At 70.4% G+C, this 25661-nt stretch carries 22 protein-coding genes and 1 pseudogene; 11 read left to right on the forward strand and 12 right to left on the reverse strand.

Features of this window, described 5'->3' with window-relative positions; translation table 11 throughout:
* Positions 1–480 carry a hypothetical protein gene (locus J4573_RS51020; RefSeq protein ID WP_307797541.1) on the reverse strand — a complete coding sequence of 160 codons (480 nt, stop codon included), beginning with the start codon at positions 478–480 and terminating at the stop codon, positions 1–3.
* Positions 481–858: 378 nt separating this feature from the next.
* Here J4573_RS51020 and J4573_RS51025 point away from each other — a divergent pair, with 378 nt between their 5' ends.
* Complete coding sequence (locus J4573_RS51025; protein ID WP_208263714.1) at positions 859–2517, forward strand: serine/threonine-protein kinase; 1659 nt, start codon at positions 859–861, stop codon at positions 2515–2517.
* An 82-nt stretch (positions 2518–2599) separates the two neighbouring features.
* The gene (locus J4573_RS51030) at positions 2600–4309 is read left to right on the forward strand and encodes a serine/threonine-protein kinase (protein ID WP_208263715.1); all 1710 of its coding nucleotides are present in this window, start codon (positions 2600–2602) and stop codon (positions 4307–4309) included.
* A 13-nt stretch (positions 4310–4322) separates the two neighbouring features.
* On the opposite strand, the gene J4573_RS51035 is transcribed toward J4573_RS51030, so the two are convergent.
* The 5 genes from J4573_RS51035 to J4573_RS51055 form a co-directional block, all read right to left on the reverse strand.
* Positions 4323–5366: an ATP-binding cassette domain-containing protein gene (locus J4573_RS51035; RefSeq protein WP_208263716.1), complete on the reverse strand. Its 1044-nt coding sequence runs from the start codon at positions 5364–5366 to the stop codon at positions 4323–4325.
* Positions 5363–6418 carry an ABC transporter permease gene (locus J4573_RS51040; RefSeq protein WP_208263717.1) on the reverse strand — a complete coding sequence of 352 codons (1056 nt, stop codon included), beginning with the start codon at positions 6416–6418 and terminating at the stop codon, positions 5363–5365. The genes J4573_RS51035 and J4573_RS51040 overlap by 4 nt, the downstream gene beginning before the upstream one ends.
* Positions 6418–7401 carry a substrate-binding domain-containing protein gene (locus J4573_RS51045; protein WP_208263718.1) on the reverse strand — a complete coding sequence of 328 codons (984 nt, stop codon included), beginning with the start codon at positions 7399–7401 and terminating at the stop codon, positions 6418–6420. The genes J4573_RS51040 and J4573_RS51045 overlap by 1 nt, the downstream gene beginning before the upstream one ends.
* A 241-nt stretch (positions 7402–7642) precedes the next feature.
* Positions 7643–8518 (reverse strand): TIM barrel protein, encoded by an 876-nt coding sequence (locus J4573_RS51050; protein WP_208263719.1) that lies wholly within the window; start codon positions 8516–8518, stop codon positions 7643–7645.
* A complete protein-coding gene (locus J4573_RS51055; protein WP_243774939.1) occupies positions 8515–9810 on the reverse strand; it encodes a Gfo/Idh/MocA family protein in 1296 nt (431 codons plus the stop codon). The genes J4573_RS51050 and J4573_RS51055 overlap by 4 nt, the downstream gene beginning before the upstream one ends.
* Positions 9811–9967: 157 nt before the next feature.
* Here J4573_RS51055 and J4573_RS51060 point away from each other — a divergent pair, with 157 nt between their 5' ends.
* On the forward strand, positions 9968–11503 hold the full coding sequence (locus J4573_RS51060) for a nitroreductase family deazaflavin-dependent oxidoreductase (protein ID WP_243774940.1): 1536 nt from the start codon (positions 9968–9970) through the stop codon (positions 11501–11503).
* A 416-nt stretch (positions 11504–11919) separates the two neighbouring features.
* Here J4573_RS51060 and J4573_RS51070 read toward each other — a convergent pair whose 3' ends face one another.
* The gene (locus tag J4573_RS51070) at positions 11920–12588 is read right to left on the reverse strand and encodes a TetR/AcrR family transcriptional regulator (protein WP_208263720.1); all 669 of its coding nucleotides are present in this window, start codon (positions 12586–12588) and stop codon (positions 11920–11922) included.
* A gap of 64 nt (positions 12589–12652) precedes the next feature.
* On the opposite strand from J4573_RS51070, the gene J4573_RS51075 reads away from it, so the two are divergent.
* Positions 12653–13174: a VOC family protein gene (locus tag J4573_RS51075; protein ID WP_208263721.1), complete on the forward strand. Its 522-nt coding sequence runs from the start codon at positions 12653–12655 to the stop codon at positions 13172–13174.
* Between the two features lie 90 nt (positions 13175–13264).
* On the opposite strand, the gene lon is transcribed toward J4573_RS51075, so the two are convergent.
* Positions 13265–15661: an endopeptidase La gene (lon, locus tag J4573_RS51080; RefSeq protein WP_208263722.1), complete on the reverse strand. Its 2397-nt coding sequence runs from the start codon at positions 15659–15661 to the stop codon at positions 13265–13267.
* On the opposite strand from lon, the gene J4573_RS51085 reads away from it, so the two are divergent.
* The 4 genes from J4573_RS51085 (at position 15660) to J4573_RS51100 (ending at position 21468) form a co-directional block, all read left to right on the forward strand.
* A complete protein-coding gene (locus J4573_RS51085) occupies positions 15660–15833 on the forward strand; it encodes a hypothetical protein (protein WP_208263723.1) in 174 nt (57 codons plus the stop codon). The two genes, lon and J4573_RS51085, sit on opposite strands and share 2 nt — an antisense overlap.
* A gap of 202 nt (positions 15834–16035) precedes the next feature.
* The gene (locus J4573_RS51090) at positions 16036–19617 is read left to right on the forward strand and encodes a serine/threonine-protein kinase (protein WP_208263724.1); all 3582 of its coding nucleotides are present in this window, start codon (positions 16036–16038) and stop codon (positions 19615–19617) included.
* 86 nt (positions 19618–19703) lie between these two features.
* Complete coding sequence (locus J4573_RS51095; RefSeq protein WP_208263725.1) at positions 19704–21134, forward strand: alpha/beta fold hydrolase; 1431 nt, start codon at positions 19704–19706, stop codon at positions 21132–21134.
* A 10-nt stretch (positions 21135–21144) separates the two neighbouring features.
* A complete protein-coding gene (locus J4573_RS51100) occupies positions 21145–21468 on the forward strand; it encodes a hypothetical protein (protein WP_208263726.1) in 324 nt (107 codons plus the stop codon).
* Here J4573_RS51100 and J4573_RS51105 read toward each other — a convergent pair.
* On the reverse strand, positions 21446–22513 hold the full coding sequence (locus tag J4573_RS51105; protein WP_208263727.1) for a hypothetical protein: 1068 nt from the start codon (positions 22511–22513) through the stop codon (positions 21446–21448). The two genes, J4573_RS51100 and J4573_RS51105, sit on opposite strands and share 23 nt — an antisense overlap.
* Positions 22514–22757: 244 nt before the next feature.
* Positions 22758–22922, reverse strand: a pseudogene (locus J4573_RS55025) (hypothetical protein); the annotation flags it as partial.
* Positions 22923–23054: 132 nt separating this feature from the next.
* On the opposite strand from J4573_RS55025, the gene J4573_RS51115 reads away from it, so the two are divergent.
* From J4573_RS51115 to J4573_RS51120, 3 genes are read left to right on the forward strand one after another with little or no spacing between them, the layout of a single operon-like run.
* On the forward strand, positions 23055–23510 hold the full coding sequence (locus tag J4573_RS51115) for a Scr1 family TA system antitoxin-like transcriptional regulator (protein ID WP_208263728.1): 456 nt from the start codon (positions 23055–23057) through the stop codon (positions 23508–23510).
* Positions 23425–23607, forward strand: a complete 183-nt coding sequence (locus tag J4573_RS56870) for a Scr1 family TA system antitoxin-like transcriptional regulator (RefSeq protein WP_372443049.1) — start codon at positions 23425–23427, stop codon at positions 23605–23607. The genes J4573_RS51115 and J4573_RS56870 overlap by 86 nt, the downstream gene beginning before the upstream one ends.
* A complete protein-coding gene (locus J4573_RS51120) occupies positions 23549–23803 on the forward strand; it encodes a DUF397 domain-containing protein (RefSeq protein WP_208263729.1) in 255 nt (84 codons plus the stop codon). Before J4573_RS56870 ends, J4573_RS51120 begins: the two co-directional genes overlap by 59 nt.
* On the opposite strand, the gene J4573_RS51125 is transcribed toward J4573_RS51120, so the two are convergent.
* Together J4573_RS51125 and J4573_RS51130 are read right to left on the reverse strand one after the other, a co-directional pair.
* Positions 23781–24326: a dihydrofolate reductase family protein gene (locus J4573_RS51125; RefSeq protein ID WP_208263730.1), complete on the reverse strand. Its 546-nt coding sequence runs from the start codon at positions 24324–24326 to the stop codon at positions 23781–23783. The two genes, J4573_RS51120 and J4573_RS51125, sit on opposite strands and share 23 nt — an antisense overlap.
* 57 nt (positions 24327–24383) lie before the next feature.
* Positions 24384–25085 carry a helix-turn-helix domain-containing protein gene (locus J4573_RS51130; RefSeq protein ID WP_208263731.1) on the reverse strand — a complete coding sequence of 234 codons (702 nt, stop codon included), beginning with the start codon at positions 25083–25085 and terminating at the stop codon, positions 24384–24386.
* Positions 25086–25661: the final 576 nt, after the last annotated feature.

The raw sequence follows: 25661 nt of genomic DNA on the forward strand, positions 1-25661 counted from the left end.
TCACCCGTAGCGACGGCGGCGGATCGCGTAGGCGACCGTGACCGCCGCCAGCAGCGGGCCCCAGGCGACCAGCGGCAGGTAGCAGGCGTAGAAGATCACGGCCTTGGCGCCGTGCGGGAACTCCGGATCGGGATCGGACCCGAACGAGAAGGCCAGCTGCGTCCAGAGGAGCATCAGCGCCACCGACCCGAGCGCGGCCGGGATGATCGCCGCCGGCGGCCTGATCCTCCTGCCGCGCAGGAACGGCACCCAGCGCGGCCAGACCTCGCCCCACGGCCGGACCAGGCCCATGCTGAGGAACGCGACCGCCTCGGAGACCGTGGTCAGCACGATCACGTACGGCAGCATGAACCAGTCGTTCGGCGCCTGCGAGCCGGTGAACCCGGCGGGCAGGCCGAGGGCGAACAGGATCCGCCAGATGCCCGAGGGCAGCGCGAGCCACAGCGTCGCCTGCGCGGCCCGGTCCGCCCAGCGCGGCACCGGGCCCGCCGTCGCCTGAGCAGCCGTCAGCTGAGCAGCATCGCCGCCGCGATGATCGCGGTCATCGCCGCGACCACCAGCAGCTTGATCCTGACCGCCTGGCTGAACGGGAACTTCGTGCTGAACGGGAACATCGCGTCCTCCCAAGGTGTGTGCCATGCACCCAAGATCTCGCCGGGGAGGCCCCGCGGACCTCCCCCGCGAGACCGGCGGGCCTCCCCCGCGCAGGGGAATTGGTGGTGGCGGGGGGTGGCGTCGATCTGGAACGCGGTCCGTTAAGGCTGATGTGAACGCCGGAGTCAGGGATGATCGATCCGCGCGAACGCAGGGGGCGTTCGGGGCGTCACACAAACGAGAGAATCTTGGTGAGGAGCTGACGTGAGCGAGTGGCGGGTGTCGGGGTTCGAGGAGGTACGCGAACTCGGCCGTGGCGGGCAGGGTCGCGTCGTTCTCGCGCGCCACGCGACCCGGGGCACCCCCGTGGCGATCAAGTACCTGACGGCCGGTGCGGGCGAGGCCGAGATCGAGCGGCTGCGGCACGAGGCGCGGATGCTCGGCCAGGTCGAGAACCCGCACGTGGCGCGCCTGTACCGGCTCGTCGAGGGCGAGCAGGGCGTCGCGATCATCATGGAGGCCGTCGAGGGCGTCTCGTTCAAGGAGATCCTCCAGCGGTACGGGACGCTGGAGCCCGAGGCGGCGCTGACCGTTCTCAAGGGGTCGCTGCTCGGTCTCGCCGCCGCGCACGCCGTGGGCGTCGTTCATCGTGATTACAAGCCCGCGAACGTGGTCGTCCCGGCGGACGGCCGCAGCAAACTGATCGACTTCGGCATCGCCACCGAAGCGGGCTCCACGTCGGCGGCGGGCACCCCCATCTACATGGCTCCCGAGCAGTGGCGCGGCGAGGCCGCCTCCCCCGCCACCGACGTCTACGCCGCGACCTGCGTGTTCTACGAGTGCGTCACCGGGCACCGGCCGTTCCCTCCAGGCGACCGCGCCGCGCTCATGAAGGGCCACCTCAGCGACCCGGTCCCGCTCGACGAGGTCCCCGAGCCGCTCCGGCCCCTGGTCGTGCGCGGCATGGCCAAGGAGGCGGACGAACGGCCCGCGAGCGCGGCGGCGTTCGTCGGTGAGCTCGAAGGAATCGCGCAGAGCACGTACGGCCCGGAATGGGAGACGCACGGCGTGCGCGCGCTGGCCGGGACCGCGCTGGCCCTGGCCGCCCTGTTCCCACTCGCGGCGGCAGGCCTGGCGCCTACCGCGGCCGCCGGTGCGGCGGGCACCGCGAGCGCGGCCGGCTCAGGCGGCATCCTGACCGCGATCGGCACCAAGACCGCCGTCGTCGTCGCCGGAACGGCCGTGGTCGGCGCCACCGCGGGCGGCGGCTACGGCGTCTACCAGGCGACCAAGCCCGAACCCGAGCATCGTCCGGTCGCCGCCACGACCTCCCCGGCGACGCCCGCCAAGACGCTGACGGTCGGCAAGTTCAGGCTGGCCGTGCCCCTGGCGTGGAAGGTCACGCAGCTGCGCGATTACAGCCAGGGTGACAAGCTGACCGACAGCTACCGGATCGACGTCGCGGGCACAGACTGCGCGGCCAACAAGCGCGACGCCCAGAACACCGTGTGGGGCAAGAAATACGACTACACGACCAACTGCGCCAGCTTCGCCGTGCTGGGCGACACCTGGATCCACCCGCCGAGCACCCGCGAGATCCAGTCCTACGAGCCCATCGCGCCGTTCCACCCCGGCACCGATCCCTCGCACGTCTGCCCGACCGACCCGGTGAAGTACAACGGCGTACGGGCCCCGCTGCCGAACAAGCCGCAGGTGCAGAAGCTCGCGCCGGTCGGCGATCACCAGGCCGAATACCGCCAGTGGCGCGAGCAGTGCTGGGACTACGGCGCGAGCGCCTCCAACCAGGGCCAGGTCTACTTCGTGCAGCGCCTCTGGTACCTCCCGCAGTCGAAGATCCTGATCATCGACGAGTGGAACACGCCGGGCCTCGACGCGATCCTGCGGAAGGCGACCTGGCTATGACCGACAAGCTCCCTCGACCCACTCTGCCGATCATCGATGAGTGGAACACCCCCCGCCTAGAAAAGATCTTGGAGCAGGCAATATGGCTGTGACCGAGTGGCGCGTTTCCGGATTCTCCGAAGTCAAGGAGCTCGGCCGTGGTGGCCAGGGCCGGGTGGTCCTCGCCCGGCACAACGACCGCGGAACGCCCGTCGCCATCAAATATCTGACCGCCGACGCCGACGCGGCGGCCCAGGAACGGCTGCGGCACGAGGCCCGCATGCTGGGCCAGGTCGACAACCCCTACGTCGCCAAGCTCTACCGGCTGGTGGAGACCGAGCAGGGCGTCGCGATCATCATGGAGGCCGTGGAGGGCGTCTCGTTCAAGGAGATCCTCCAGCGGTATGGAACGCTCGAACCCGAGGCGGCGCTGACCGTTCTCAAGGGGTCGCTGATCGGGCTGGCCGCCGCGCACGCGATCGGCGTGATCCACCGCGACTACAAGCCGGCGAACGTCATCGTCCCGGCGGACGGGCGCAGCAAGCTGATCGACTTCGGCATCGCCACCCGTGACGGCGCCGCGTCGGCGGCGGGCACGCCGTCGTACATGGCGCCCGAGCAGTGGCAGGGGCAGTCCGCCTCCCCCGCCACCGACGTGTACGCGGCGACCTGCGTCTTCTACGAGTGCGTGACCGGCCACAAGCCGTTCAGCGCCCCGAACACCCCGGCGATGATGAACCAGCACGTCAACGTCCCGGTGCCGGTCGAGGAGATGCCCGAGCCGCTGCGGCAGCTCGTGCTGCGCGGGATGGCCAAGAACCCGGCCGAACGCCCGGCGGGCGCCGCCGCGTTCGTCGGCGAACTGGAGCACGTCGCCCGCAGCGTGTACGGGTCGGACTGGGAGTCGCGCGGCGTGCGCGCCCTGGCGGGCAGCGCCCTCGCGCTGGCCGCGCTCTTCCCGCTGGCCGCGGCCGGTCTCGTGCCGACCGCCACGGCCACGGCGGGCGCCGCCGGGGCGGGCGCGAGCGCGAGCGGCGCCGCGAGCTCCAGCGGGCTCATCGGCACGCTCGGCACCAAGGCGACCGTCGCCATCGCCGGCACGGCGGTCGTCGGCGCGGTCGCCGGCGGCTACGGGGTCTACCAGGCGACCAAGCCCGAGCCGAAGCGCCGCCCGGCCGCCGCCACCGCCGCGCCCACCAAGCCGATCAAGGTCGGCAAGATCTCCGTCTCGGTCCCGTTGACCTGGACCCTGCAGCCCCTGGGCGACTTCGATGAGATCGACAGCAACTTCAAGACGCACAAGCGGCCCGGCGACAGCTACTTCGTCTCGACGGTCCCCGGCAAGCGCTGCACGAAGGGCTCGACGGACGGCAAGGTCTACCCCGGCGTCGCGCCCTCCTGCCCCGGCTTCTTCGTCTTCGGCCCCGGCTTCGTCAACGGCAAGGTGCCCAACTACCTCAACCAGCCCTACAAGGAGAGCGACACCTTCGGCGTGCTGCTCAACGAGGACTCGGGCATGAGCTGCCCGCAGTACGGCCAGTACCGCGCCGTCGGCGTCGCGAAGGGCGCCAAGGCCACGGTCCAGAAGCTCGACCCGGTCGGCTCGCACAAGGCGAACTTCCACGAGTGGCTCGTGCCGTGCTGGACCCGGGTCAAGGGCCCGAACGACCCGGAGGGCTTCGGGCCGACCGCCAAGACGGCGACCACCTACACCGAACGGCTCTGGTACCTGCCCGAGTCCAAGATCCTCATCGTCGACATCTGGAAGACGCCGAACCTCGAGGCGATCCTCCAGAAGGCCACCTGGATCTAGTCGCCGGTGTGATCTAGTCGCCCGTGTCGGTGTCAGCGCCGGTGTCGGTGTCAGCGCCGGTGTCGGTGTCAGCGCCGGTGTCGGTGTCAGCGCCGGTGTCGGTGTCAGCGCCGGTGTCGGTGTCAGCGCCGGTGTCGGTGTCAGCGCCGGTGTCGGTGTCAGCGGCGGTGTCGGTGTCAGCGGCGGTGTCAGCGGCGCCATCTGCGGCGGTGTCGGTCAGGCCGAGGTCCTTGGCCTCCCTGGTGAGCTCCTTGCCGGCCGTACCGATGCCCTGGAGCTCGTGGGCGAGCTCCTCCAGTTCCGAGCCTCCCGCCATCAGGGCGGTCAGCTCGTCGCGGGTGATGTCGTCCTTGGCGTGGTAGCCGATGCTGCGGCCCCGCTTGAGGATCAGGAAACGGTCCCCGACCGGGTAGGCGTGATGCGGGTTGTGGGTGATGAAGATGACCCCCAGCCCGCGTTCGCGCGCCTGCACGATGTAGCGGAGCACGACCCCGGCCTGCTTCACGCCGAGGGCGGCGGTCGGCTCGTCCAGGACGAGCACCTTGGCGCCGAAGTAGACGGCGCGGGCGATCGCCACGCACTGGCGTTCGCCGCCCGACAGCGTGCCGATGGGCTGGTCGACGTCGCGCAGGTCGATGCCCATCGCCAGCAGCTCGCTCTTGGCCGTACGGCGCATGAAGTCGATGTCCAGGCGGCCGAGGCCCTTGCGCTTCTCCGAGCCGAGGAAGAAGTTGCGCCAGACCGGCATCAGCGGCACGACCGCCAGGTCCTGGTAGACGGTCGCGATGCCGCGGTCCAGGGCCTCGCGGGGCGAGCCGAACGAGACCTCGTCGCCCTCGACCTCGTAGCTGCCGGTGTCGTGCTTGTGCAGGCCCGCCACGATCTTGATGAGGGTGGACTTGCCCGCGCCGTTGTCGCCGAGCACGCAGGTGACCTCGCCGGAGGAGACCGCCATGGTCACCTCGCGCAGCGCGATGATGTTGCCGTAGTTCTTGCCGATGTCGTTCAGGCGGACCAGTGCCTTGGCGACTGGCTCCTTGGTGGCCGGTTCCGTCATCGCGCCTGCTCCACTCTGCGCCGGACGATCAGGTTGACGACGGTCGCGATGAGCAGCATGGCGCCGAGGAAGAACTTGAACCAGTCGGGGTTCCACTCGGCGTAGACGATGCCCTTGTTGACCATGCCGAAGATGAACGCGCCGATGGCCGCGCCGATCGCCGAGCCGTAGCCGCCGGTCAGCAGGCAGCCGCCGATGACCGCGCAGATGATGTAGAAGAACTCGTTGCCGACGCCCTCGCCGGACTGCACGGTCGCGAACGCGAAGACCAGGTGCATCCCGGAGATCCACGCGCAGAACGCCACGCCCATGAACAGCCCGATCTTGGTGCGGGCGACCGGGACGCCCACCGCGCGGGCGCTCGGCGCCGCGCCGCCGACCGCGAAGATCCAGTTGCCGGTACGGGTGCGCAGCAGGATCCAGGTGGCGACCGCGACCAGGGCGATCCACCAGAACACGGTGATGTTGACGTTGACGCCGGCGATGTCCACGTCCGAGGCGAACACCTTGCGCGCCGACTCGAACCCGTCCATGTCGCGGACCGAGTCGGTGGCGACATTGCCGGTGACGGCCTTGGTCACGCCGAGGTTGGCGCCCGCGAGCATGAAGAACGTCGCGAGCGTGATGATGAAGCTCGGCAGCCCGGTCTTGACGTACAGCAGGCCGTTCAGGAAGCCGAACGCCAGCGTCACGACCAGCGAGATCGCGATGCCGATCCACAGGTTCAGCGTGAGCTGGTAGCTGATCAGCGCGCAGATCAGCGCCACGCTCGGCACCATGACCCCGGCGGACAGGTCGAACTCGCCGCCGATCATCAGCAGCGAGACGCCGACCGCCATGATCCCGTACAGCGAGCTGGCGTACAGGACCGTGGAGAACGAGTCGGCCTGCAGGAACGCGTCGGCGACGATCGAGAAGAAGACGAACACCGCCACCGCGCCGATCAGCGCGCCGAGCTCGGGGCGGCCGAGCAGCCGCCGCAGCGGCGACCGGCGAGCGACCCGCTCGTCCGGCGCCGGCTGCGGCGGCTCCACGGCGACTGCCTGCGCCATCAGCGGGTCCCCGCGTTGGCGAACTGCTCGATCGAGGCGGCGGTGTCCTTGGTGACGATGGCGGGCCCGGTGAGGACCGGCTTGCCGCCGCCGAGGACGTTGCCGTTGTTCTTCAGCAGCCAGATCGCGTCGACGCCCTCGTAGCCCTGGAGGTAGGGCTGCTGGTCCACGGCGAACTCGACGGTCCCGGCCTTGAGCTGGGCGACCAGGTCCTTGTTCATGTCGAACGTGGCGATCTTGGCCTTGCTGCTGGCCTCCTTGGCCGAGTCGGCGGCGGTGGCCGCGACGGCGGCGTTCAGCGTGAGGATGCCGTCGATGGACTTGTCGGCCTGCAGCTTGGCGGTGATGGACGACTTCACCTGGGGCATGTTGGTGCCCTGGACGAAGAGGTTCTGCATGTCGCCGCCGAAGGTCTTCTTGGCGCCGGCGCAGCGCGCCTCCAGGCCCACGTTGCCCTGCTCGTGGATGACGCACAGCGCCTTCTTGGCGCCCGACTTGGCGAGCTGGGTGCCCGCCGCCTCGCCCGCCACGCTCTCGTCCTGGCCGAAGTGCGCGACCGCGCCGAGCTGGGCGGACACCTCCGCGCCGGAGTTGATGGACACCACCGGGATCTTGGCGGCGGTGGCCTTGGCGATGACGTCCTTGAGTGCGTCGGGCTTGGCGAGGGTGACGACGATGCCGTCGACCTTCTGGTCGATGGCGGTCTGCACGAGCTGGGCCTGCTTGCCGCCGTCCGGGTCGGCCGAGTAGAGGAAGTCGACGTTGTCCTTGGCCGCCGCCGCCTTCGCTCCCTTCTGGACAATGTCCCAGAACGTGTCGCCGGGACCCGAGTGGGTGACCATCGCGACCTTCAGGCGCGGGCCGCCGCTCCCGGTCGTCGCCTTCTCCTCCGACTTCTTCCCGCCCGAGCTGCTGCAGCCGCCCAGCGCGAGGATCCCCGCCGCCGCGACGGCCAACAGGCCCGACCTCCGCATGAATCTCATCGGCTGATCTCCGTTCTCTCCCCGAGGGGTGGACTGGGTCGAACTGAAGCGAGCTCGGGACGAGCTCGAAAACGAACTCAGGACGAACCTAAGCCGTCCGAAGATCACAGATGGTAACGCCGAGCTTGCCTTTCCTTCTCATATCCCTTTCATGGACCTCGGGCAGTGCCTCCTCATGGCCGCCGGGCACTCTCCTCGTGGACGCCGGGCAGTCCTCCTCGTGGACGCCGGGCACTCCTCCTCATGGCCGTCGGGGCGCCGCCTCGACGAGGTAGGCCAGGCTGGCCGCGACGTTCTCGCGCGGCCCGTGGCCGGGATCGGGCTCGCCTCTCAGGATCGTGTCCTGCTCCATGACGTACCAGCCCTCGTACCCGGCGAGCTCCAGCGTCCTGACGATGGCGGTGATGTCGATGTCCCCCCGGCCGAGGGGCTTGTACATGTCGTTGCCGACGGCCTCGGTGTAGGTCACCCGTCCCTCCCGCACCCAGTCGGCCAGGACCGCGTCGACGTCCTTGAGGTGAACGTGGGCAATGCGGCGTGCGGCCGTACGGGCCAGCCAGAGCGGATCGGTGCCGCCGACGAGCAGGTGCCCGGTGTCCAGGCAGAGCTGGACGCCGCAGCCGCCGAGCACCATCTCCACGTCCTCGCGGCGTTCCACCATGGTGCCGACGTGCGGATGCAGAACGGTTCGGTGGCCACGGGCGAGGGCCCTGCCCGCGACCATGTCCAGGTTGGCCAGCAGGGTCGCCCATCCCTTGGTGTCCAGCACTGGCCGTTCGTCATATCCGTCGAGCCCGGTCGCGGCGGCGAGGACCAGCAGGCCGCCTCCGTCGTCCCCGCCCAGGCCGTCCAGCGCGCGGTCCACATCCGGGATCGGGTCGTAGGTGGGGTCGTGCAGGACGACCGGGACGAACCCGCCGACCAGCTCCAGGTCGTAGGCGGCCAGCAGGGCGGCGCGTTCGCCCGGCTCCTCCGGCAGGAAGCCCTGCGGCCCGAGCTCGGTCGCCACCAGGCCGAGGTCGCGCATCTCGGCCAGCACACGGCCGGGCTCGAGCTGGTGGCCCCAGCCCGGCACCTCGCTCACGCCCCACGAGATCGGGGCGCCGGCGATTCTCATCGTCGGACCTCCTCCAGCTCGACGACCCGGCCTTCGACCTTGGACAGTTCGCAGGCCTCGGCCAGGTAGCAGGCCTCCAGGGCTTCCTCGGGCGGGCACGGGTTCGCCCGGTGGCCCGCGAGCATGTCGACGAACGCCCGCAGCTCGGCGTCGTAGGCCGCCGCGAAGCGCTCGAGGAAGCCGCTGTACGGCGGGTTTCTCGGGGGGTACGGGGGCTCGTCCCCCCTCGAAAGGTAGGGCGTGTTCCTCGGATCCAGCGCCGACCGCTCAGGGACCGCGCTGATGGGCGTACGGTCGTCCAGGCCCGCGACGAGGCTGTCCTTGGACCCGAAGACCTCCAGGCGCACGTCGTAGCCGGCGGCGTTGTAGCGGGTGGCCGAGGCCGTGCACAGCGTGCCGTCGTCGAGCGTGAGCAGCGCCGTCCCGGTGTCGACGTCGCCGCACTCGCGGAAGATCTCGTCGCCCTTGTTGCCGCCCATCGCCATGACGCGGACCACCTCGCGGCCGGTGACGTACCGGATGGAGTCCAGGTCGTGGATCACGCAGTCCCGGAAGAGGCCGCCCGACGTCGGGACGTACCCCGGCGGTGGCGGCGACGGGTCGAAGCTGCAGGACCTGACGGTGTGGAGCCAGCCCAGCCGTCCCGACTGGACCGCCTCGCGCGCCGCCTGGTAGCCGACGTCGAAGCGGCGCTGGAACCCCACCTGCACCGCGATGCCCGCCGCGGCCGCCCTGCACACTGTTTGGAACGTTCCATCGACATCGGAGGCCAGCGGCTTCTCGCAGAACACGGAAATCCCCGCGTCGATGGCGCGCCCGACCAGTTCAGCGTGCGCGTTCGTCGCCGCCGCGATCACGACCCCGTCCAGCCCCGCCCCGAAGAGCGCATCGACCGACTCGGCGGCGCTCACCGGCGCGAGCGACCCGGCTGTGCCGGAGGCCCGGCCGCTGGCCGGACCCTCGGCCGGGCCGTGGACCGGGCCGCGGACCATGCCCCCGGCCGAACCGCCGGCCGGGCCCGTGGCCGGACCGTTGGCCATGCCCACAGCCGGGCCGTTTGCCGGGCGGTCGGCCGGGCTCGCTGCCGGGCGGTCGGCCGGGCGGTCGGCGATGCCTGCCGCGAAGGCCGGCGTCTGGGCGGGCGGGTGGACGGGGGCGAGGCGGGCCGCGAGGTCGCGGGCCCTTTCCGGATCGACGTCGGCGACGATCAGCGCCTCGATCCCGGGGAGTTCGCGCAGTGCCGCGGCGTGGCGCGCCCCGATGCGGCCCGCTCCGGCAAGTCCGATTCTCATGGGTCCCCTCCCGTGTGCGGTTGGGATGAGCCCCGAGTCTGCTGGAGCGTTCCAGGGCAGTCAACGGAGCGGACCGACTGTGGCCGCGAAACCAGGCGTCCGAAACAATCGGGGGGAGGTCGTTCCACTCAAGGCGACCAAGCGCTAGTTTGATCGCATGCGCGTCTTCCTCACCGGGGCGACCGGCTTCGTCGGCTCGTACACCGTCGCCGCCCTGCTCGCGGCCGGTCACCGGCCCCGCGCGCTCGTGCGCGACCCCGGCAAGGCGGCCAAGGTGCTGGAGACCCTGGGCGTGCCGGCCGAGCGCGTCGAGCTGGTCCCCGGCGACATGCTGGACGAGGACCTGGTCGCACAGGCCCTGGACGGCTGCGACGCCGCGATCCACGCCGCCGCCGCGATCGGCGTCACGGGCCCCGCGGGCGATCTGGTCTCGGTGAACGTGACGGGCACCCGCAACGTCGTCGGCGGCGCCGTGGCGCGCGGGATGGACCCGGTCGTGCACGTCTCGACGGTCGGGGTCTTCGTCCCGCCGTCCGCGCCGGTCATCACCGTGGACGGGCCGCTGGCCTCCCCGCGTACCGACTACGGCAAGTCCAAGCTGGCCGCCGAACGCTACGTGCGCGGCCTCCAGGAGGACGGTGCGCCCGTCACGGTCGTCTACCCGGGCGCGGTGACCGGGCCGGACCAGCCGGTGCTCGACGCGATGATGGAAGGCCTGGTGGGGGCGCTGGGCACGGCCTGGCCGATGCCGCGCGGCGGCGCCTCGCTCATCGACGTGCGCGACCTCGCCGAGGCGCTGGCGCGGACCGTGTCAACCCGGCAGTCGGGCCATCGGTGGCTGCTCGGTGGCCACTATCTGACATGGCCGCAATTCGCCGACCTGTGCGACGAGCTCACCGGCGTGAAGTGCCGCCGCCTCACCGTTCCGGACGCGGTGATGCTGGGCCTCGGCGCAACGCTGGACGCGGCCAAGCGCGTCAAGAAGTTCGACTATCCACTCACCCGCGACGCGGCCGAGTTCATGGTCAAGCTGGTCCCGACCGACGACGAGCCCGCGCTGAAGTCCCTGGACCTCACGCTGCGGCCGGTCGAGGAGACCGTCACCGACTCGCTCCGCTGGCTGGCGGCGGCCGGCCACCTCGATCCCCGCAAGGCCGGTCGGCTGGCGCCCGGCGGCGGGGAACCCACGAAGATCAGGGAGCCCAAGAAGATGACGCTCGCCCAGCGCACGCTACGCCCGCTCTTCCAGCGCATCTCGGGCTCCCCCACGTTCTCCAAGGTGGGCCCGAAGATCGTGCCGCCGCTCGACCGCTTCCTGCACAAGGTGACGGGCGGCCGGATGCTCATGGGGCAGGCCCTGGTGCCGAGCCTGGTGCTGACCACGACCGGGGCCAAGAGCGGCCAGCCGCGCCAGGCGCCCCTGGCGTGCATGCCCGAGGACGGCGGCACGTGGGTGGTCGTCGGGTCCAACTTCGGCCGCGAGAAGCACCCCGCCTGGACCGGCAACCTGCTCAAGCACCCCGACGCCGAGGTCAGCTTCCGCGGCCGCACCGTCCCGGTGACGGCCAAGCTGCTCACCGATGCCGAACGCGAGGAGGTCTGGCCCGAGCTGCTCAAGGTCTGGCCGGTGTACGACACCTACGTCGAACGCGTCGACCGCCAGCTCCGCGTCTTCCGCCTCACCCCCCGCTGAAGCTGTGCCCCTCGAAAGCCCCGCCCCCGCTGACCCGGCGCTCCGCTCACCCCGCACCCCGCTGAAGCCGCACCCCGCTGAAGCCGCGCGCGCTGAAGCTGTGCCCACTGACCCCGCGCCCCCGCTCACCCCGCGTCCCCGCTGAAGTTGTCCCCCCGCTCGCCCCGCGCCTCCACTCGCCCCGCGCCACGCTGAAGCCCCGCCCCCGCTGAAGCTATGCCCCGCTCACACCGCGCCGCGCTGAAGCCCCCCGCTAAACCCCGCGCCCCGTTCATCCCGCGCCGCGCTCACCTCGCGTCCTGCTGAAGCCGCGCCCCGCTGGAGCTGTGCCCTCTCTGAAGCCCCGCGCCCGCTGAAGGCGCGTCAGGTTCCGCTGAGACCACTTGCGCACCGGACTTCGGTGACTGGGGGGCGCCTTACGGGGCGCCTTGCGCGCCGGGGTCTCTGCCGAACGCCAGGCGTGTGAAGGAGACGCGGAGCCAGCGTTCGTAGGCCTCCGGTGTCCAGCCCATCGTCTGCCGCGCCAGCAGGTAGGTCTCGGCGTGGCCGAGCAGGGCGCCGGTCTCGGTGAGCCAGCCGACGTCGCTGCCCGGAGGCAGAAGGCCGTCTTCGGCCATCCGCGTCCAGAAGAGCCGGTAGTTGTCCAAGGTGGCCAGACGCCCCGCTTGGGTGGCCTCCGCCAGCTCCGGCTCGACGCCTGCTGCCTGCAATGCGACGGCCATGATGTCGCCCGCCCGCGCCATCATCGCGGCCCCGCCGTGCGCCATCGCGTCGATCCGTTCGGCGGCTGTGGGGGCGTTCAGCGTCCGCGCGAACCAGTCGCGTCCGCGCACGTCAACGGGTGCTGCGTCCCCGGCGATCGCGACGTCGACGGTCCGCCGAAGCAGCGCCGCCTTCGTACCGAAGCGCACGTAGACCGTACGGGCGCCGACCCCGGCGTGGTCGGCGACGGCCGCGAGCGTCGTGCCCGCGTAGCCGTGCTCGGTGAACAGCTCGGCGGCCGAGCGGAGGATCTTGTCTTCGGTCTCGGCCACCCGCGCGGCCCGCAGATCCCGGTTGACGGGCTGGTTGACGGATTCCGGCATGCATTGCAGTATAACTGCATCAATGCAGTGGGACTGCAGCGTTTGATCTGCAGAGGGGGTCACCATGACGGACGTCCCACGATTGGCAGGGGTGCACCATCTGAAGCTTCCGGTCTCCGACCTGGAGCGTTCACGCGAGTGGTACCGCAGCCGGCTCGGCTACGAGGTGGAGATCGAGTTCGTCGAGCAGGGCAGGCTCATGGGCGTCGCGATGCGACATCCGGCGGGCGGCCCGGGACTGGCACTGAGGCTCGATCCCGACCGCGCCAAGGCGGCCGCGGGCTTCGACTACTTCTCCATCGGCGTTCCCGGCAAGGACGAGATCGAGGCGCTAGCCGAGCACCTGACCGCCCTCGGCGAGACGCACGCGGGTGTCCACTACGCCACGATCGGCTGGATCCTGCCCGAGGTGCACGACCCGGATGGGCACGCGGTCCGCTTCTATACCGTCCAGCATCACACCGACCTCGGCGACGAGCCCCTGGTCGTCCACGACCCGCGCGAAACCGCCGAACGCCGCGAACGCGAGCTCGCGCAGGAGCGCGAACGCGAACGCGAACGCGAGCAACAGACCGAGTCTCACTAGGCCGGCAAAGACGAACGCCTGGTGCCGGGCCGCGGGGGCCTGGCACCAGGCGTTCTGAATCGAGGGTGAAAGTCAGATCGAGGGTGAAGGTCAGACGGTCACGGGGGTGGTGGCCGGCTCCAGGGCCAGGTCCAGCACCTCGCGCACGTCACTGACGGCGAACACCGTCATGTTCTTCAGCACCTCGGCCGGCACGTCCTCGAGGTCGGGCTCGTTCCGCTTGGGCACGATCGCGGTGGTGATGCCGAGGCGGCTGGCCGCGAGCAGCTTCTGCTTCAGCCCGCCGATCGGCAGCACCCGGCCGGTGAGGGAGACCTCGCCGGTCATGGCCACGTCCGAACGGACCGGGCGGCCCGACAGCAGCGACGCGAGCGCCGTGGTCATCGTGATGCCCGCGCTCGGGCCGTCCTTGGGGATCGCGCCCGCCGGGACGTGCACGTGCACGCCGCGGTCCTTCAGGTCGCCGACCGGCAGTTCGAGCTCGGCGCCCCGCGAGCGCAGGTAGCTGAGCGCGATCCGCGCCGACTCCTTCATGACGTCGCCGAGCTGGCCGGTCAGCGTCACGCCGGTGTCGCCGGTCTCCTTGTCGGCCAGGGACGCCTCGATGTAGAGGACGTCGCCGCCCGCGCCGGTGACCGCCAGGCCCGTCGCGACGCCGGGGACTCCGGTCCGCCGCTCGGACTTGCTGAGCTCGACCTCCGGCGTGAACCGGGGACGTCCCAGGTAGTCCTTCAGGTCGTCTGCGCCCACCGAGATGGGCAGTTCGGTCTTCTCCAGCGCCACGTTCGCCGCGACCTTGCGCAGCACCCGCGCGATCGACCGGTCCAGTGACCGGACGCCCGCCTCTCGGGTGTACTCGGCGGCCAGCAGCCGCAGCGCGTCGTCGCCGAACGAGACCTCGGTGTCCTCCAGACCGGCCTTCTGCAGCTGGCGCGGCAGCAGGTGGTCGCGGGCGATGGTGACCTTCTCGTGCTCGGTGTAGCCGTCCAGCTGAACGAGCTCCATCCGGTCCAGGAGCGGGCCGGGGATGGCCTCGACGACGTTGGCGGTCGCCAGGAACAGCACGTCGCTGAGGTCGAGCTCGACCTCCAGGTAGTGGTCGCGGAAGGTGTGGTTCTGCTCGGGGTCCAGGACCTCCAGCAGCGCGGCCGTCGGGTCGCCGCGGTAGTCGGCGCCGACCTTGTCGACCTCGTCCAGCAGGACCACGGGGTTCATCGAGCCGGCCTCGCGGATGGCGCGGACGATCCGGCCCGGCAGCGCGCCGACGTAGGTGCGCCGGTGGCCGCGGATCTCGGCCTCGTCCCGCACGCCGCCGAGGGCGACGCGGACGAACTCGCGGCCCATGGCGCGGGCGACGGACTCGCCCAGCGAGGTCTTGCCGACTCCGGGAGGGCCGGTCAGCGCCAGCACGGCACCGCTGCGGCGGCCGCCGACGACGCCCAGGCCGCGGTCAGCCCGGCGCTTGCGGACGGCCAGGTACTCGATGATGCGCTCCTTCACATCGTCGAGCCCCGCGTGGTCGGCGTCCAGGATCTCCCGGGCGCCCGCGATGTCGTACTCGTCCTCGGTCCGGTCGTTCCACGGGATGTCGAGCACGGTGTCGAGCCAGGTCCGGATCCACCCGCCCTCGGGCGATGCGTCGGACGAACGCTCGAGCTTGTCGACCTCCTTCAGAGCGGCCTCGCGGACCTTCTCGGGGAGGTTGGCGGCCTCGATGCGGGCCCGGTAGTCGTCCTCCTCGTCAGCGGGGTCGCCGTTGAGCTCGGCCAGCTCCTTGCGGATGGCCTCCTGCTGCTGGCGCAGCAGGAACTCCCGCTGGGTCTTCTCCATGCCCTCCTGAACGTCCTTGCGGATGGTCTCCGCCACGTCCAGTTCGGCGAGGTGGTCGCGCGCCCACCCGATCACGAGTTCGAGCCGCTCGATCACGTCGGGGGTCTCGAGCACCTCGATCTTCTGCTCAAGCGACAGGTAGGGGGCGTAGCCGGCGTTGTCGGCGAGCACCGACGGGTCGTCGATCCCCTGCACGACGTCCACGACCTGCCAGGCGCCCCGGTTCTGCAGGATCGCGCTGACCAGGCTCTTGTACTCCTTGGCCAGTTCCTCGGCGCGCCCGCCGGCCGCCGGCACCTCGATCTCGGTGCCCTCGACCCACAGTGCCGCGCCGGGCCCGGTCGTCCCGGTCCCGACCCGCACGCGGGACACGCCGCGCACGACGGCGCCCGGCTCGCCGCCAGGGAGGCGGCCCTCCTGCTCGATCACGCCGAGGGTGCCGATCGCCGCGTACTGCCCGTTCAGCCTGGGCACCAGGAGCACCCGGGGCTTGGACGCGGACCGGATGCCCGGCCCCTTGGACTGGGCCACCGCGCGCGCGGCCTCGATGGCGGCACGGACCTCGTTGCTCTCGGAAAGGTCCAGCGGCACCACCATGCCAGGCAGAACGGCCCCGTCGTCCAGGGGCAGCACCGGCAGCGTCAGGGTCTCGCTCATGCTCAGCTCCAAGTCTCTCTTCACTACAGAGTCGATCTTCACTGCGGCATCGATCTTCACTGCGGCATCGATCTTCACTGCGGCATCGATCTTCACTGCGGCATCGATCTTCACTGCGGCGTCGATCTTCACTGCGGCGTCGATCTCAGTGGACCCAACCCCAGAAGATTGAGTCATACACACTCAAGAAAACGGAGCACGATTTTGTTTCCTCAGCAACGTTCGCTCTCAGCGATCAACCCCGCCGGGGGTCCGGCTCCGGGGTGACGGGTGTTCTTTGGCACAAACGGTTCAAAGGAACGAGTGCGTCTATATATGATGTCGGCGGTTCGCGGGGCGCGGTGGACCCCGTCCGTCGTCCGAGGATGCGCAACGTGCCTGTACCTCTCATGGAGAGCGACCCCAAACAGCTCGGGCCCTACTGGCTCGCCGCCCGGCTCGGCGCGGGCGGGCAGGGCGTGGTGTACGAGGGCTACGACGCCCAGGGCAGCCGGGTCGCCGTCAAGGCGCTGCACGCCGACGCGGTGGACGAGCAGATCCGCAGCGGGCTTCGCAAGGAGATCTCGGCGCTCCAGCGGGTCGCGGCGTTCTGCACCGCGCGGATCATCGCGGCCGACCCGGACGGCGCGCCGCCCTACATCGTCAGCGAGTACGTGCCGGGCCCCGACCTGCAGTCGTGGGTCGACCGGACCGGCGCGTACGGGTCCGACGATCTCTACCGGCTCGCGATCGGCATCGCGACCGCGCTCGCCTCGATCCACAAGGCGGGCGTGATCCACCGCGACCTGAAGCCGGCGAACGTGCTGCTCGGCCCCGACGGCCCGCGAGTGATCGACTTCGGCATCGCCAAGACCGCGGAGATGTCGCGCAGCGCCACCGGGATGCTCAAGGGCACGCCGCGCTGGATGGCCCCCGAGCTCTTCCAGGGCCAGCACGCAGGCCCGGCCGTGGACGTGTGGGCCTGGGGCGCGATCGTGCTGTTCGCCGCGACCGGGCAGGCCCCGTTCAAGGGCGACACGATGCCGAGCCTGATGCACCAGATCACCACCGCCGAGCTCGACCTCAACGTCCTGACCGAACCGCTCCGCTCCCTGGTGGGCTCCGCTCTCGACCGGGACCCGGCCAAGCGCCCGGCGCCGCAGAAGATCCTCGCCGACCTGGTCGGCGGGCAGCCGCAGAACCCGCTGGAGGCCGGGAACCGGATGGCGGGCGAGGGCCCGCGCCCATCGATCACGCTCCCGCTGTCGCTGTCACAGCTGGCCGAGCAGGCGTACGGCAGGCTCGACCCGCAGGCGCAGGAGGCGGTCCCCCGCGTGCTGCTCCGCATGGTCACCGCGCGCCCGGACGCCCAGGACACCCTGCGCAAGGCCAACCTCGCCGAGCTGTCCGACGAGCCCGCGCTGCAGCGCGTTCTGCAGTGCTTCGGCGAGGCGGGCCTGCTCCGCCACGACGGCGACACGGTCACCCTCGGCACCGCGGCCATGACGCGCGCCTGGCCGCGGATGCGCGACTGGGTGGACGCCGAACGCGACGGCCTGGTCATCCACCACGCGCTGGCCGACGCCGCCCGGACGTGGAACGGCAACGGCCGCAAGTCCGCCGACCTCTACCAGGGCTCGACCCTGGACACGGCCCTGCAGTGGGCGTCCACCGGCCGCCGCCTGGTCACCCTCAACGAGGCCGAACGCGCCTTCCTGGACGCCTCACAGCAGCAGACGCGCAGCCGGGCCCGGCTGCGGACCCTGGTCACCGCCGCGCTGGCCGTGCTCTTGCTCATCGCGACCTCGACGGGTGCCACCGCGGTCGTCCAGAGCCACGACCTGCAGCAGACCAACACCACGGTCAGGCACCAGCGTGACTCGGCCATCGGGCAACAGCTCGCGACCAAGGCCTTCCAGCTCCGTACCGTCGACCCGGTGCTCGCCCGCCGGCTCGCCATCGCGGCGACCTCCCTGACCGGCAAGACCGCCCTCGCCGACCATGCCGACGACAACACCGAGGTCTACAACGCGCTGCTCTCCCTGTCCTCCCAGTGGGAGAAGGGCTTCTTCCGTCCGTCCAGCGTCGATGCGCAATGGGACACCAAGACACCCAACGACGGTGGCCTGTACACCTGGGGCAAGGGCAACAGCTTCGTCATCGCCGACCCCGTGACCCGGAAGGTGCAGCGCAGCTTCACCGTCCCCGGCCCGGCGGTCATCGGAACGGGCCAGACCCACGACGGCAAGCGGCTGCTGACCCTGCAGCAGGACGGGTCCCTGAAGCTCCTGGACGCCATGACGGGCGCGGTCACGCCGTTGCCGTACCGGCACACCGTGGGGGCCGGGCTCTACTTCAGCCCTTCGGGATCACGCCTCATCGTCCGGACCAAGGGCGAGACCAAGGTCCTGGACACCAGCGGCAAGCCGCTGTTCTCCACCAAGGAGCCCTACTCCACGTGGGACCCGGCGGTCTCCCCGGACGACCGCTACCTGGTCTCGGGCAAGGGGAAGAAGCTGAGCTGGTTCGACCTGCAGACCGGCAAGCCGCTTCCCGTCGACGTCCCGAGCCTCAGCTACGTCAAGCAGCTCACCGAGCTGATGTTCAGCCCCGACGGGCGCTACCTCGCGGCGCGGCACGAGAACGAGATCTTCATCATCGACGCCAAGACCCGCAAGTATCTCCAGACCCTGGACGTGCCGAAGGGCGCGGGGCTCGACCAGGAGATGGCCTTCAGCCCCGACGGCCGCTACCTCGCCTCGGACATGGCCCTGTGGAGCCTGGACATCGGCGGCAAGCCGATCATGCACTACAAGCCCAACGACGAGTGCGGCCACACCCGGTTCGGCGCCGGCGGCACCAGCCTGACGTGCATCGACACCCAGGCCCGGGTCCTGTCCATCGACGTCACCCCGTTCGTCCGTCCCGTCAGCGTCCACCGGCCGAACGCCGGCGACTCCACGATCAGCACCGACGGGTCGACGCTGGCCACGGCCGAGGAGCCGCCCCTGGGCGGCAACGCCACCGCCGTGCAGATCTGGGACACCGCCTCCGGGAAGGTCCGCGGGTCCCTGCCCATCTCCTACAAGCGCGGCTACCAGGGCGACAAGCTCTCGCTGTCCGACGACGGCGCTCTGCTGGCCCACTCCCGTCACGACGGCACCGTGGACATCTGGGACGTGAAGTCGCGCACCAAGCGCGCCGGCCTCAACCTCGGCCCGCCCCCGAGCCTGATCGACCGCCCCGCGCCGTTCTTCTCCCCCGACGGCAAGGCCGTCGCCGCGCTCACCCCGCATGACGCTTCGACGCCGGCGCTGCTGCAGTTCTTCGACCTGTCCGGCAAGCAGCTCGGCCAGGCTCGGGCCACCAAGGAGGACCCGCTGACGGCCCCCCAGTACCCCAAGGTCGTCTGGACCAAGGACGGCAAGGCGGTCGTCTCGTCCGAGGACATCGGGACGGTCGAGTTCCCGTCCGGGAAGACCCTGGCCCCCGCCAACTCGATCGCCTCGACCACGCAGGCGATCGGCGGGAACGACGTCCTGGTCACCGTCCAGGACCGCGTCGACCGCCGGTCCCTCTCGTTCTGGCAGGCCAAGACGCTCAAGCAGATCGGCAACCCCATCCCGACCCCCGACTCCTCGACGCCGATCGCGGCCATGTCCCCGAACGGACAGCTCGTCGCCACCACCGACAAGAACGGGTCCATCGACCTCTGGGACGTGGCGAACCAGCGCCGCATCGGCCTCGCCCTGACCGGCCACGCCAAGGGCGCGGGCGCGGACTCGACCGAAATCCACGCGCTGGCGTTCAGCCCCGACGGCAGCCGCCTCTACAGCGTCGGCGAGGACGGCAGGCTCGTCACCCACACGATCGCGCCGGACAGGCTCAAGTCCTCGCTCTGCGCCGAGACCGGCCAGCTCACCCGCGACGAATGGAAGGCCAACGTCAAGCAGATCCCCTACCAGCAGACCTGCTGACCGCTACCTGAGAGCCACGGGCGGGAACCCGCCACCGGCCGATGCGCCGCCGGGATCACGCTCAGCATGCTGGGCCCATGACGTTGATGTCGAAGATCGTTGTCATGGGCCTGGCCGGCTCCTCGGTCGTCGCTCCGGTGGCGGCCTCGGCCGATCCCGCCCCGGAGTGCCTGCCGGTCCCGCACGCGGAGTGCGGGACGGTCCAGGTGCCGCTCGTACGGGACCGTCCGGGGATGGGGAACACGACCGTCGCGTACGCGGTGATCCGGCATCGCGGCAAGGGCGCCGCCAGGGGGATGCTGGCCGTCAATCCCGGCGGGCCCGGCGACTCGACGATCGCGTTCGGCCCCACGTACGCGAAGGTCTTCGCGGGCCTGCTCCAGGACCATGACCTGCTGCTGGTGGATCCGCGCGGCGTCAACCGCTCGACGCCGGTCGACTGCGGGCTGGGCCCGGATCTTCCTTCCACCCGGGACGGGTTCGTGCGGGCGGTCGGCGACTGCGGCACCAAGCTGGGCGAACGGGCGCGGGCGTACACCTCGGCCGAGACCGCCGACGACATCGACGCGGTACGCGCCAAGCTGGGCGTCCCACGCCTGGACCTGCTGGGCGAGTCGTACGGCACCTACCTGATGGCCGTCTACGCGCAACGCCACCCGCACAACATCCGGTCGGTGGTCCTGTCCAGCGCCTATCCCCTGGCGTTCGACATGTGGGCGCGCCCCAACGCCCGCGCCGCCCGCCGGACCCTGACGCTGATGTGCGAGCGGAGCGCCGGGGCCTGCGACGGCCGCAAGGTCCTGAACGACATCGGCAAGCTCTCAAAGCGACTGCGCGCCCACCCGATCTCCTACGACGGGCGCAAGCTGGACGACACCTCGCTCGCCTCGATCGTGTACGACTCGGCCAGCCAGGCGCCCAAGAGCATCGGCGACGTGCCGTTCATCGTCGGCAAGGCACTGCACGGCGACAACGAGCCCCTGCTCAAGGCCGCGCGCGAGCAGGGGCCGGTGAGCGGGTCGAGCGCCGACGAGCAGCCGTTCAACGCGGCCGTCGCGGCGTCGGTCATGTGCAACGACTACCCGACGCTGTGGGACCGCAAGGCGCCGGTCGGCACCCGCCTGCGCCAGTACGCCACGGCGCGCGGCAAGCTCGCCGAACGCGCGCTCTGGCCGTTCGGCAAGACCGCCTGGACCAGCGCCATCGACGACCGCGGCGACTCGTGCATCCGCTGGCCCGCCCAGGGCGCCGGCCAGGCGACCGGCCACTTCCCCGACGTCCCGGTCCTGGTGGTGTCGGGCGAGCTCGACACCAACACCCCGACCGAGGAAGGCCGCCTGGCCGCCCGCCAGTTCCGTCGCAGCACCGTGGTCGAGGTCCCGAACGTCGGCCACGTCGCCGAACGCGAGCCGAGCGGCTGCGCGGCCGCCATCGAGACCGGCTTCATCCAGAACGGGCGAGTCGGCGACACCACCTGCCTGGCCAAGATCCCTCCAACCCCGGTGCGCACGTCGTAAAGTCGGCGATATGCCCGATCTTGGATTGGCGCCGCACACGATCGTGGTGTGCCTGGCGGTCACGTTCATCGCCGTCGCCGCCGTGGTCACCGCGATCCTCCAGGAGCAGGCGCAGGACCGCGAGGCCCGCCGCGCCCGCCTGTCCCTGCCGCAGATCGAGGCGGTGCTGCGACGCGAACGGCTCACCCCGCATCGCCAGTTCTGGCAGGGCATGGAAGAAGCGCTGGTGACCGTACGGCCGCAGGGCCCCAGGAGGAGTCGCGGCGCCAGCGGATGCTCGAAGAGGTCCGTCTCCGCCTGGCCGCCGCGGCCTAGGGAGCGTTCGTCTGCATGACGGGGGTCAGGTCCCGCTGGGCGACGGTCCACAGGGCCGAGGTGCCGGGCGCGCCGTCGACGTCGAAGAAGCGGGTATTGGGCGAGGACGGGAACTCGGTGGTCTGCCAACCCGAGCCGGTCCAGCGGAACACGGCGCCGGTGCCGGTGGAGGTCGAGCCCGGCAGTACGAGCCGACCGGCGCCGTCGGAGGCGAGCGGGCTCTGCGCTTCCTGCGGCACCTTCACCTTGACCCAGGCGGAGCCCGTCCAGCGCAGCAGAGTCGTCAGGGTGCCGGTGTTCTCGAAGCTGGTGTCGCTCGCCCAGACCTCGCCGGACGAGGTGGCGAAGACCTGGTAGAGCGAGTCGTAGAACCCGAGGTCGGGGACCGGGTAGGACGTCCAGGTCTTGCCGTTCCAGTGCAGCGACGCCGGTCGGGTCGCATCGCCCTCGCCCTGGCGGCCGACCGCCCAGACGTCGTTGGGGCCGACGGCCACGACGTCGTGCAGGAGGTAGCCCGCGGGGAGCTCCACCTTCTGGAACGCGCCGTCGACCCAGCGCAGCAGGGCCCGATCGTGCCATTGGCCCGAGACCGCCCAGGTGCCGCCGGGCCCGGGCCGCACGTACACGCGCCGGGCACCGGCCGGCAGGGAGACGGGCTTGAACCGCGTCCCGTCGAACCTGGCCACGTACGGCGGGTCGGACGGGCCGGTGACGAACACGTCGTCGCCGGACTGCGAGAGACCGGTCACCTGGGCCCAACCGGGCCAGCCGTCCAGCGGGTACTCGTGCCAGGCGCCGTCCTTCAGGCGGCGGACGACGGGGTTGCCGGGCGTCCAGAGGACTCCGCCGGTCGGCTGTGGAATCGCGACCTGCCCCTGTGCGCCCGCGATCCACACGTCCGAGGGGCCCGCGGCCTCGACGAACCCCAGGGTCCGGCGCGACCAGAGGAAGGGCAGCCCGACCTCCCGCCAGCCGTTCGGCGGCGCGGCCTGGGCGGGCATCGGCACCGAGACGACCCCGGCGACCAGCACGGCCGAAAGCAGAATCCGCCTCACTCCACGCATCGCGACCTCCAACGTTCCCAGTGTTTCCTGGCAACGTACAAAGGCCGGGCGAGGCTGTCCAGACCAAAAGAACATCAATGTCTGTGAGTCGTCTCCCCCGGAAAGACGGCCGTGACCGTACGGCCCTGGCAGTTGCCGTGCCATCCCCAGCTCGCCGCCGTGAGCGAGACCGTGAGCAGCCCCCGGCCGGACTCGGAAGCCCCGCCGCCGGTTCGTCCGGGCCGCCCTGGTCGGCGACCGAGACCGCCACTCCCCCGCCGCCCTGCTGCACTTCCACGGTGAACGACCCGCCGTCCTGACCCGACTCGGTGCGCCGGATCGCGTTCACCACCAGTTCGTTCAGCGCGAGGAGCACCTCGTCCAGCGCCGGACAGTCCGCGAGCAGGGCACGCGGCGAACATGCGCACACACCGCGCCTGATCGGCCGTGCCGGGGAAGGCGCGCCGCCAGCTCATCGACGTGTGGGGATCGGGACGGTCGAGCAGCATCGGCCACCTCGCGGGGAACAGAACGGTTCGAGAGGCCTCCATCGTGACCGCGCGTGCACATCCGCCCCGGCCTCGCCGAGATCATGAAGATCCTCGACGTCCTGAACGTCACGGACGACAAGTGGCAGGAGATCATCACCATCGCCCGCGACGCCGCCGAACGCGGCTGGTGGGACGCCTACGGCGACGCCATGGGCGCCCGCCAACGCCTCTACGCCGACATCGAGTCCGGCGCCAAGACCATCAGCGAGTACAACCAGTTCACGATCCCGGGCGTCCTGCAGACCCCCGACTTCACGCGATTCATGATTGAGATGGTGAGGTCCGAGGGGGCATTGGATTTCCTCCCCGCACGCATGATGGAGGCCCGGCTACGCCGTCAGGGGGGGTGTCCTTGGACCTCAAGGGCCGCGCTACGAAGTCATCCTCGACGAGGTAGTCCTACGCCGCCGGACCGTGCCGCCACGAATCGTCCTCGGCCAGCTCCGGCATCTGATCTCGACCGCTGAGCGGCATCCGCATGTCACGATCTACGTGCTGCCGATTGATGCTGACTTCACAGGTCGGCTACTGCCGAAGTGGCCGGCGCAAATCCAGCCACAGTGAAGCCAACGGCGACTGCATTGAGGTGGGCAGTTGGCGCAAAGCGAGTCACAGCGAGGCTGGCAGCGAATGCGTCGAAGTCGGGTCCGCCGTTCAGGGCACGGTCGGTGTGAGGGACAGCAAGCAGGGTGATGACAGTCCCGTCCTTGAGTTCACGCGGGCCGAGTGGGCCTCGTTCATTCGCTCGGTGCGTAGGTAGCGATGATGGCGCCGGTGCTCGTGGGCTGAGCACTCACCAGCCCGAGCTTTTTCAGCGCGGCGTCATCAGAGAACAGCTTCTTGCGTCCCCCACCGGCGACGACGGGGTTGATCAGCAGGGTCAGCTCGTCCAGTAGTCCCTCCGCCAGCAGCGAGGCGACCAGGCCGGGGCTGCCGGAGACCGAGATGTCCTTGCCTTCGCCCTCCTTGAGGTGCTTGATGTCGGCGAGCGTGGTCAGGGTGCTGTTCTGCCAGTCGTCGACGTTGTCGAGCGTGGACGAGACGACGTACTTGGGCGAGTTGTTGATCCAGTCGGCGAACGCCGCATCCTCACCACCGGTGTAGTTCGGCCAGTATCCGGACCACATCTCGTAGGTGCCCCGGCCCAGCAGCACGGCGTCGCAGCGTTCGAGCGACCCGGCCAGCAACGCGGCCATCTCGTCGTCCCAGGCGAACTGCCACTGATCAGGGGACTCCACGACGCCATCGACCGTGGTGAAGAGGACCGACACGACTTTGCGCATGATGATGACCTTCCCGTTCCCATTGGCTGCGCGTGGAGGCTAAGGGAACGGCCGGGCTCATGGCTTGTACAGAAGCGACAGCTGGCCTGCGGGCGCCCGGCCGCTGAGCTGCGTGGCCGTACGTCCGACGAAACGCGTCAACGACCGCGCCAGATGCGGCTGATCGAAGTAGCCGAGGCGGTGGATCACGTCCTGGGCGGGCACGCCCTCCCGAAGCAGAACGGCCGCCTTCCTGGCGCGAGCGATCTGCCTGATGGTCCCGTGGGTGAGCCCGGTCGCCGCCACGAACCGCCGCTGAACGGTCCGCTCGGAGAGCCCCGACGGCTCGCCCCGAAGCACCGCCTCAACGATCGGATCACGCGCCAGAACGTCCTCGCGCACCAGCCGTTCGACGAACGCCTCGGCGTTGTCATAGCCGGGAAGGTGCCACGACGAGCCCTTCAGCGAGAACGAGCGCCGGGTCGCGCCAGGGATCTCGACACCGTCGTCCACCAGCCGACCGGCCGGCAGATGCGGCATGGACGTGCCGGGCTCGAACGTGATCCCCATGAACGCCGCGTCCTCGGGAACCTCGGCCCGGCCCGCCGCCGACTCCGGCCCGTGCACCACCACGCTGACCTGGTCCCGCTGCTCCACGACGACCAGATCCCAGCTCGCGGCGGCGATCGACATCATCTCGCCGGTGCCGACGCTGCGGCTGCGCCACACCCTCTGGATGTACGGGGAGTCCGACGCCCGGCTCTCGCTCTCCAGGCCCACGCCATCACCTCTCCGTCCCGCCCGAACGTCTCCGTCCCGTCCGAACGCCAGTCTGGCACGTCACAGTCTGTGTTCGGCGACTCCTCAGGTGGGCCGGTTCGGCCCTTGCGGCATCGGTCACCCCTTCCGCTCGGGTCTGGTGCCCGGGTGGGGGTTGAGTACTGGCTAAAGGCCAAAAAGCTCAGCGACGAAAAGAGTGGGCGAGGGGCTGAGGTCCACTGTTCGGGTGCGGGTTTGGTGGTAGTCAGTGTTCGAACCTTGGAGCGCGCTCCGCGCGGATTAGCGGCAACGGTCGCCCCTTCCGCTCGGGTCGGCGCCCGGCTGCGGGTCAGCGCTGGTTGAAGGCCGAAAAGCTCAGCGACGAGGAAGGAAGGGGCGGGGCCGGGGGTGGGCTGTTCGGGTGCGGGTCTCACGGGGCTGCGCTACAAGCTTTTGTAGCCGCGCTTCGCGCGGGAAGGCACCATCGAAAGAATCTTCGAATATTTCTATATGATCATGAAAATGGCGGAGAGTGATGGTAAAATAACGGTATGAGTTCGATCGTGGCGGACACCGAATCCGCTTCCACCCAGCAAC

The organism is Actinomadura barringtoniae (assembly GCF_017573505.1).
GTDB classification, from domain to species: domain Bacteria; phylum Actinomycetota; class Actinomycetes; order Streptosporangiales; family Streptosporangiaceae; genus Spirillospora; species Spirillospora barringtoniae.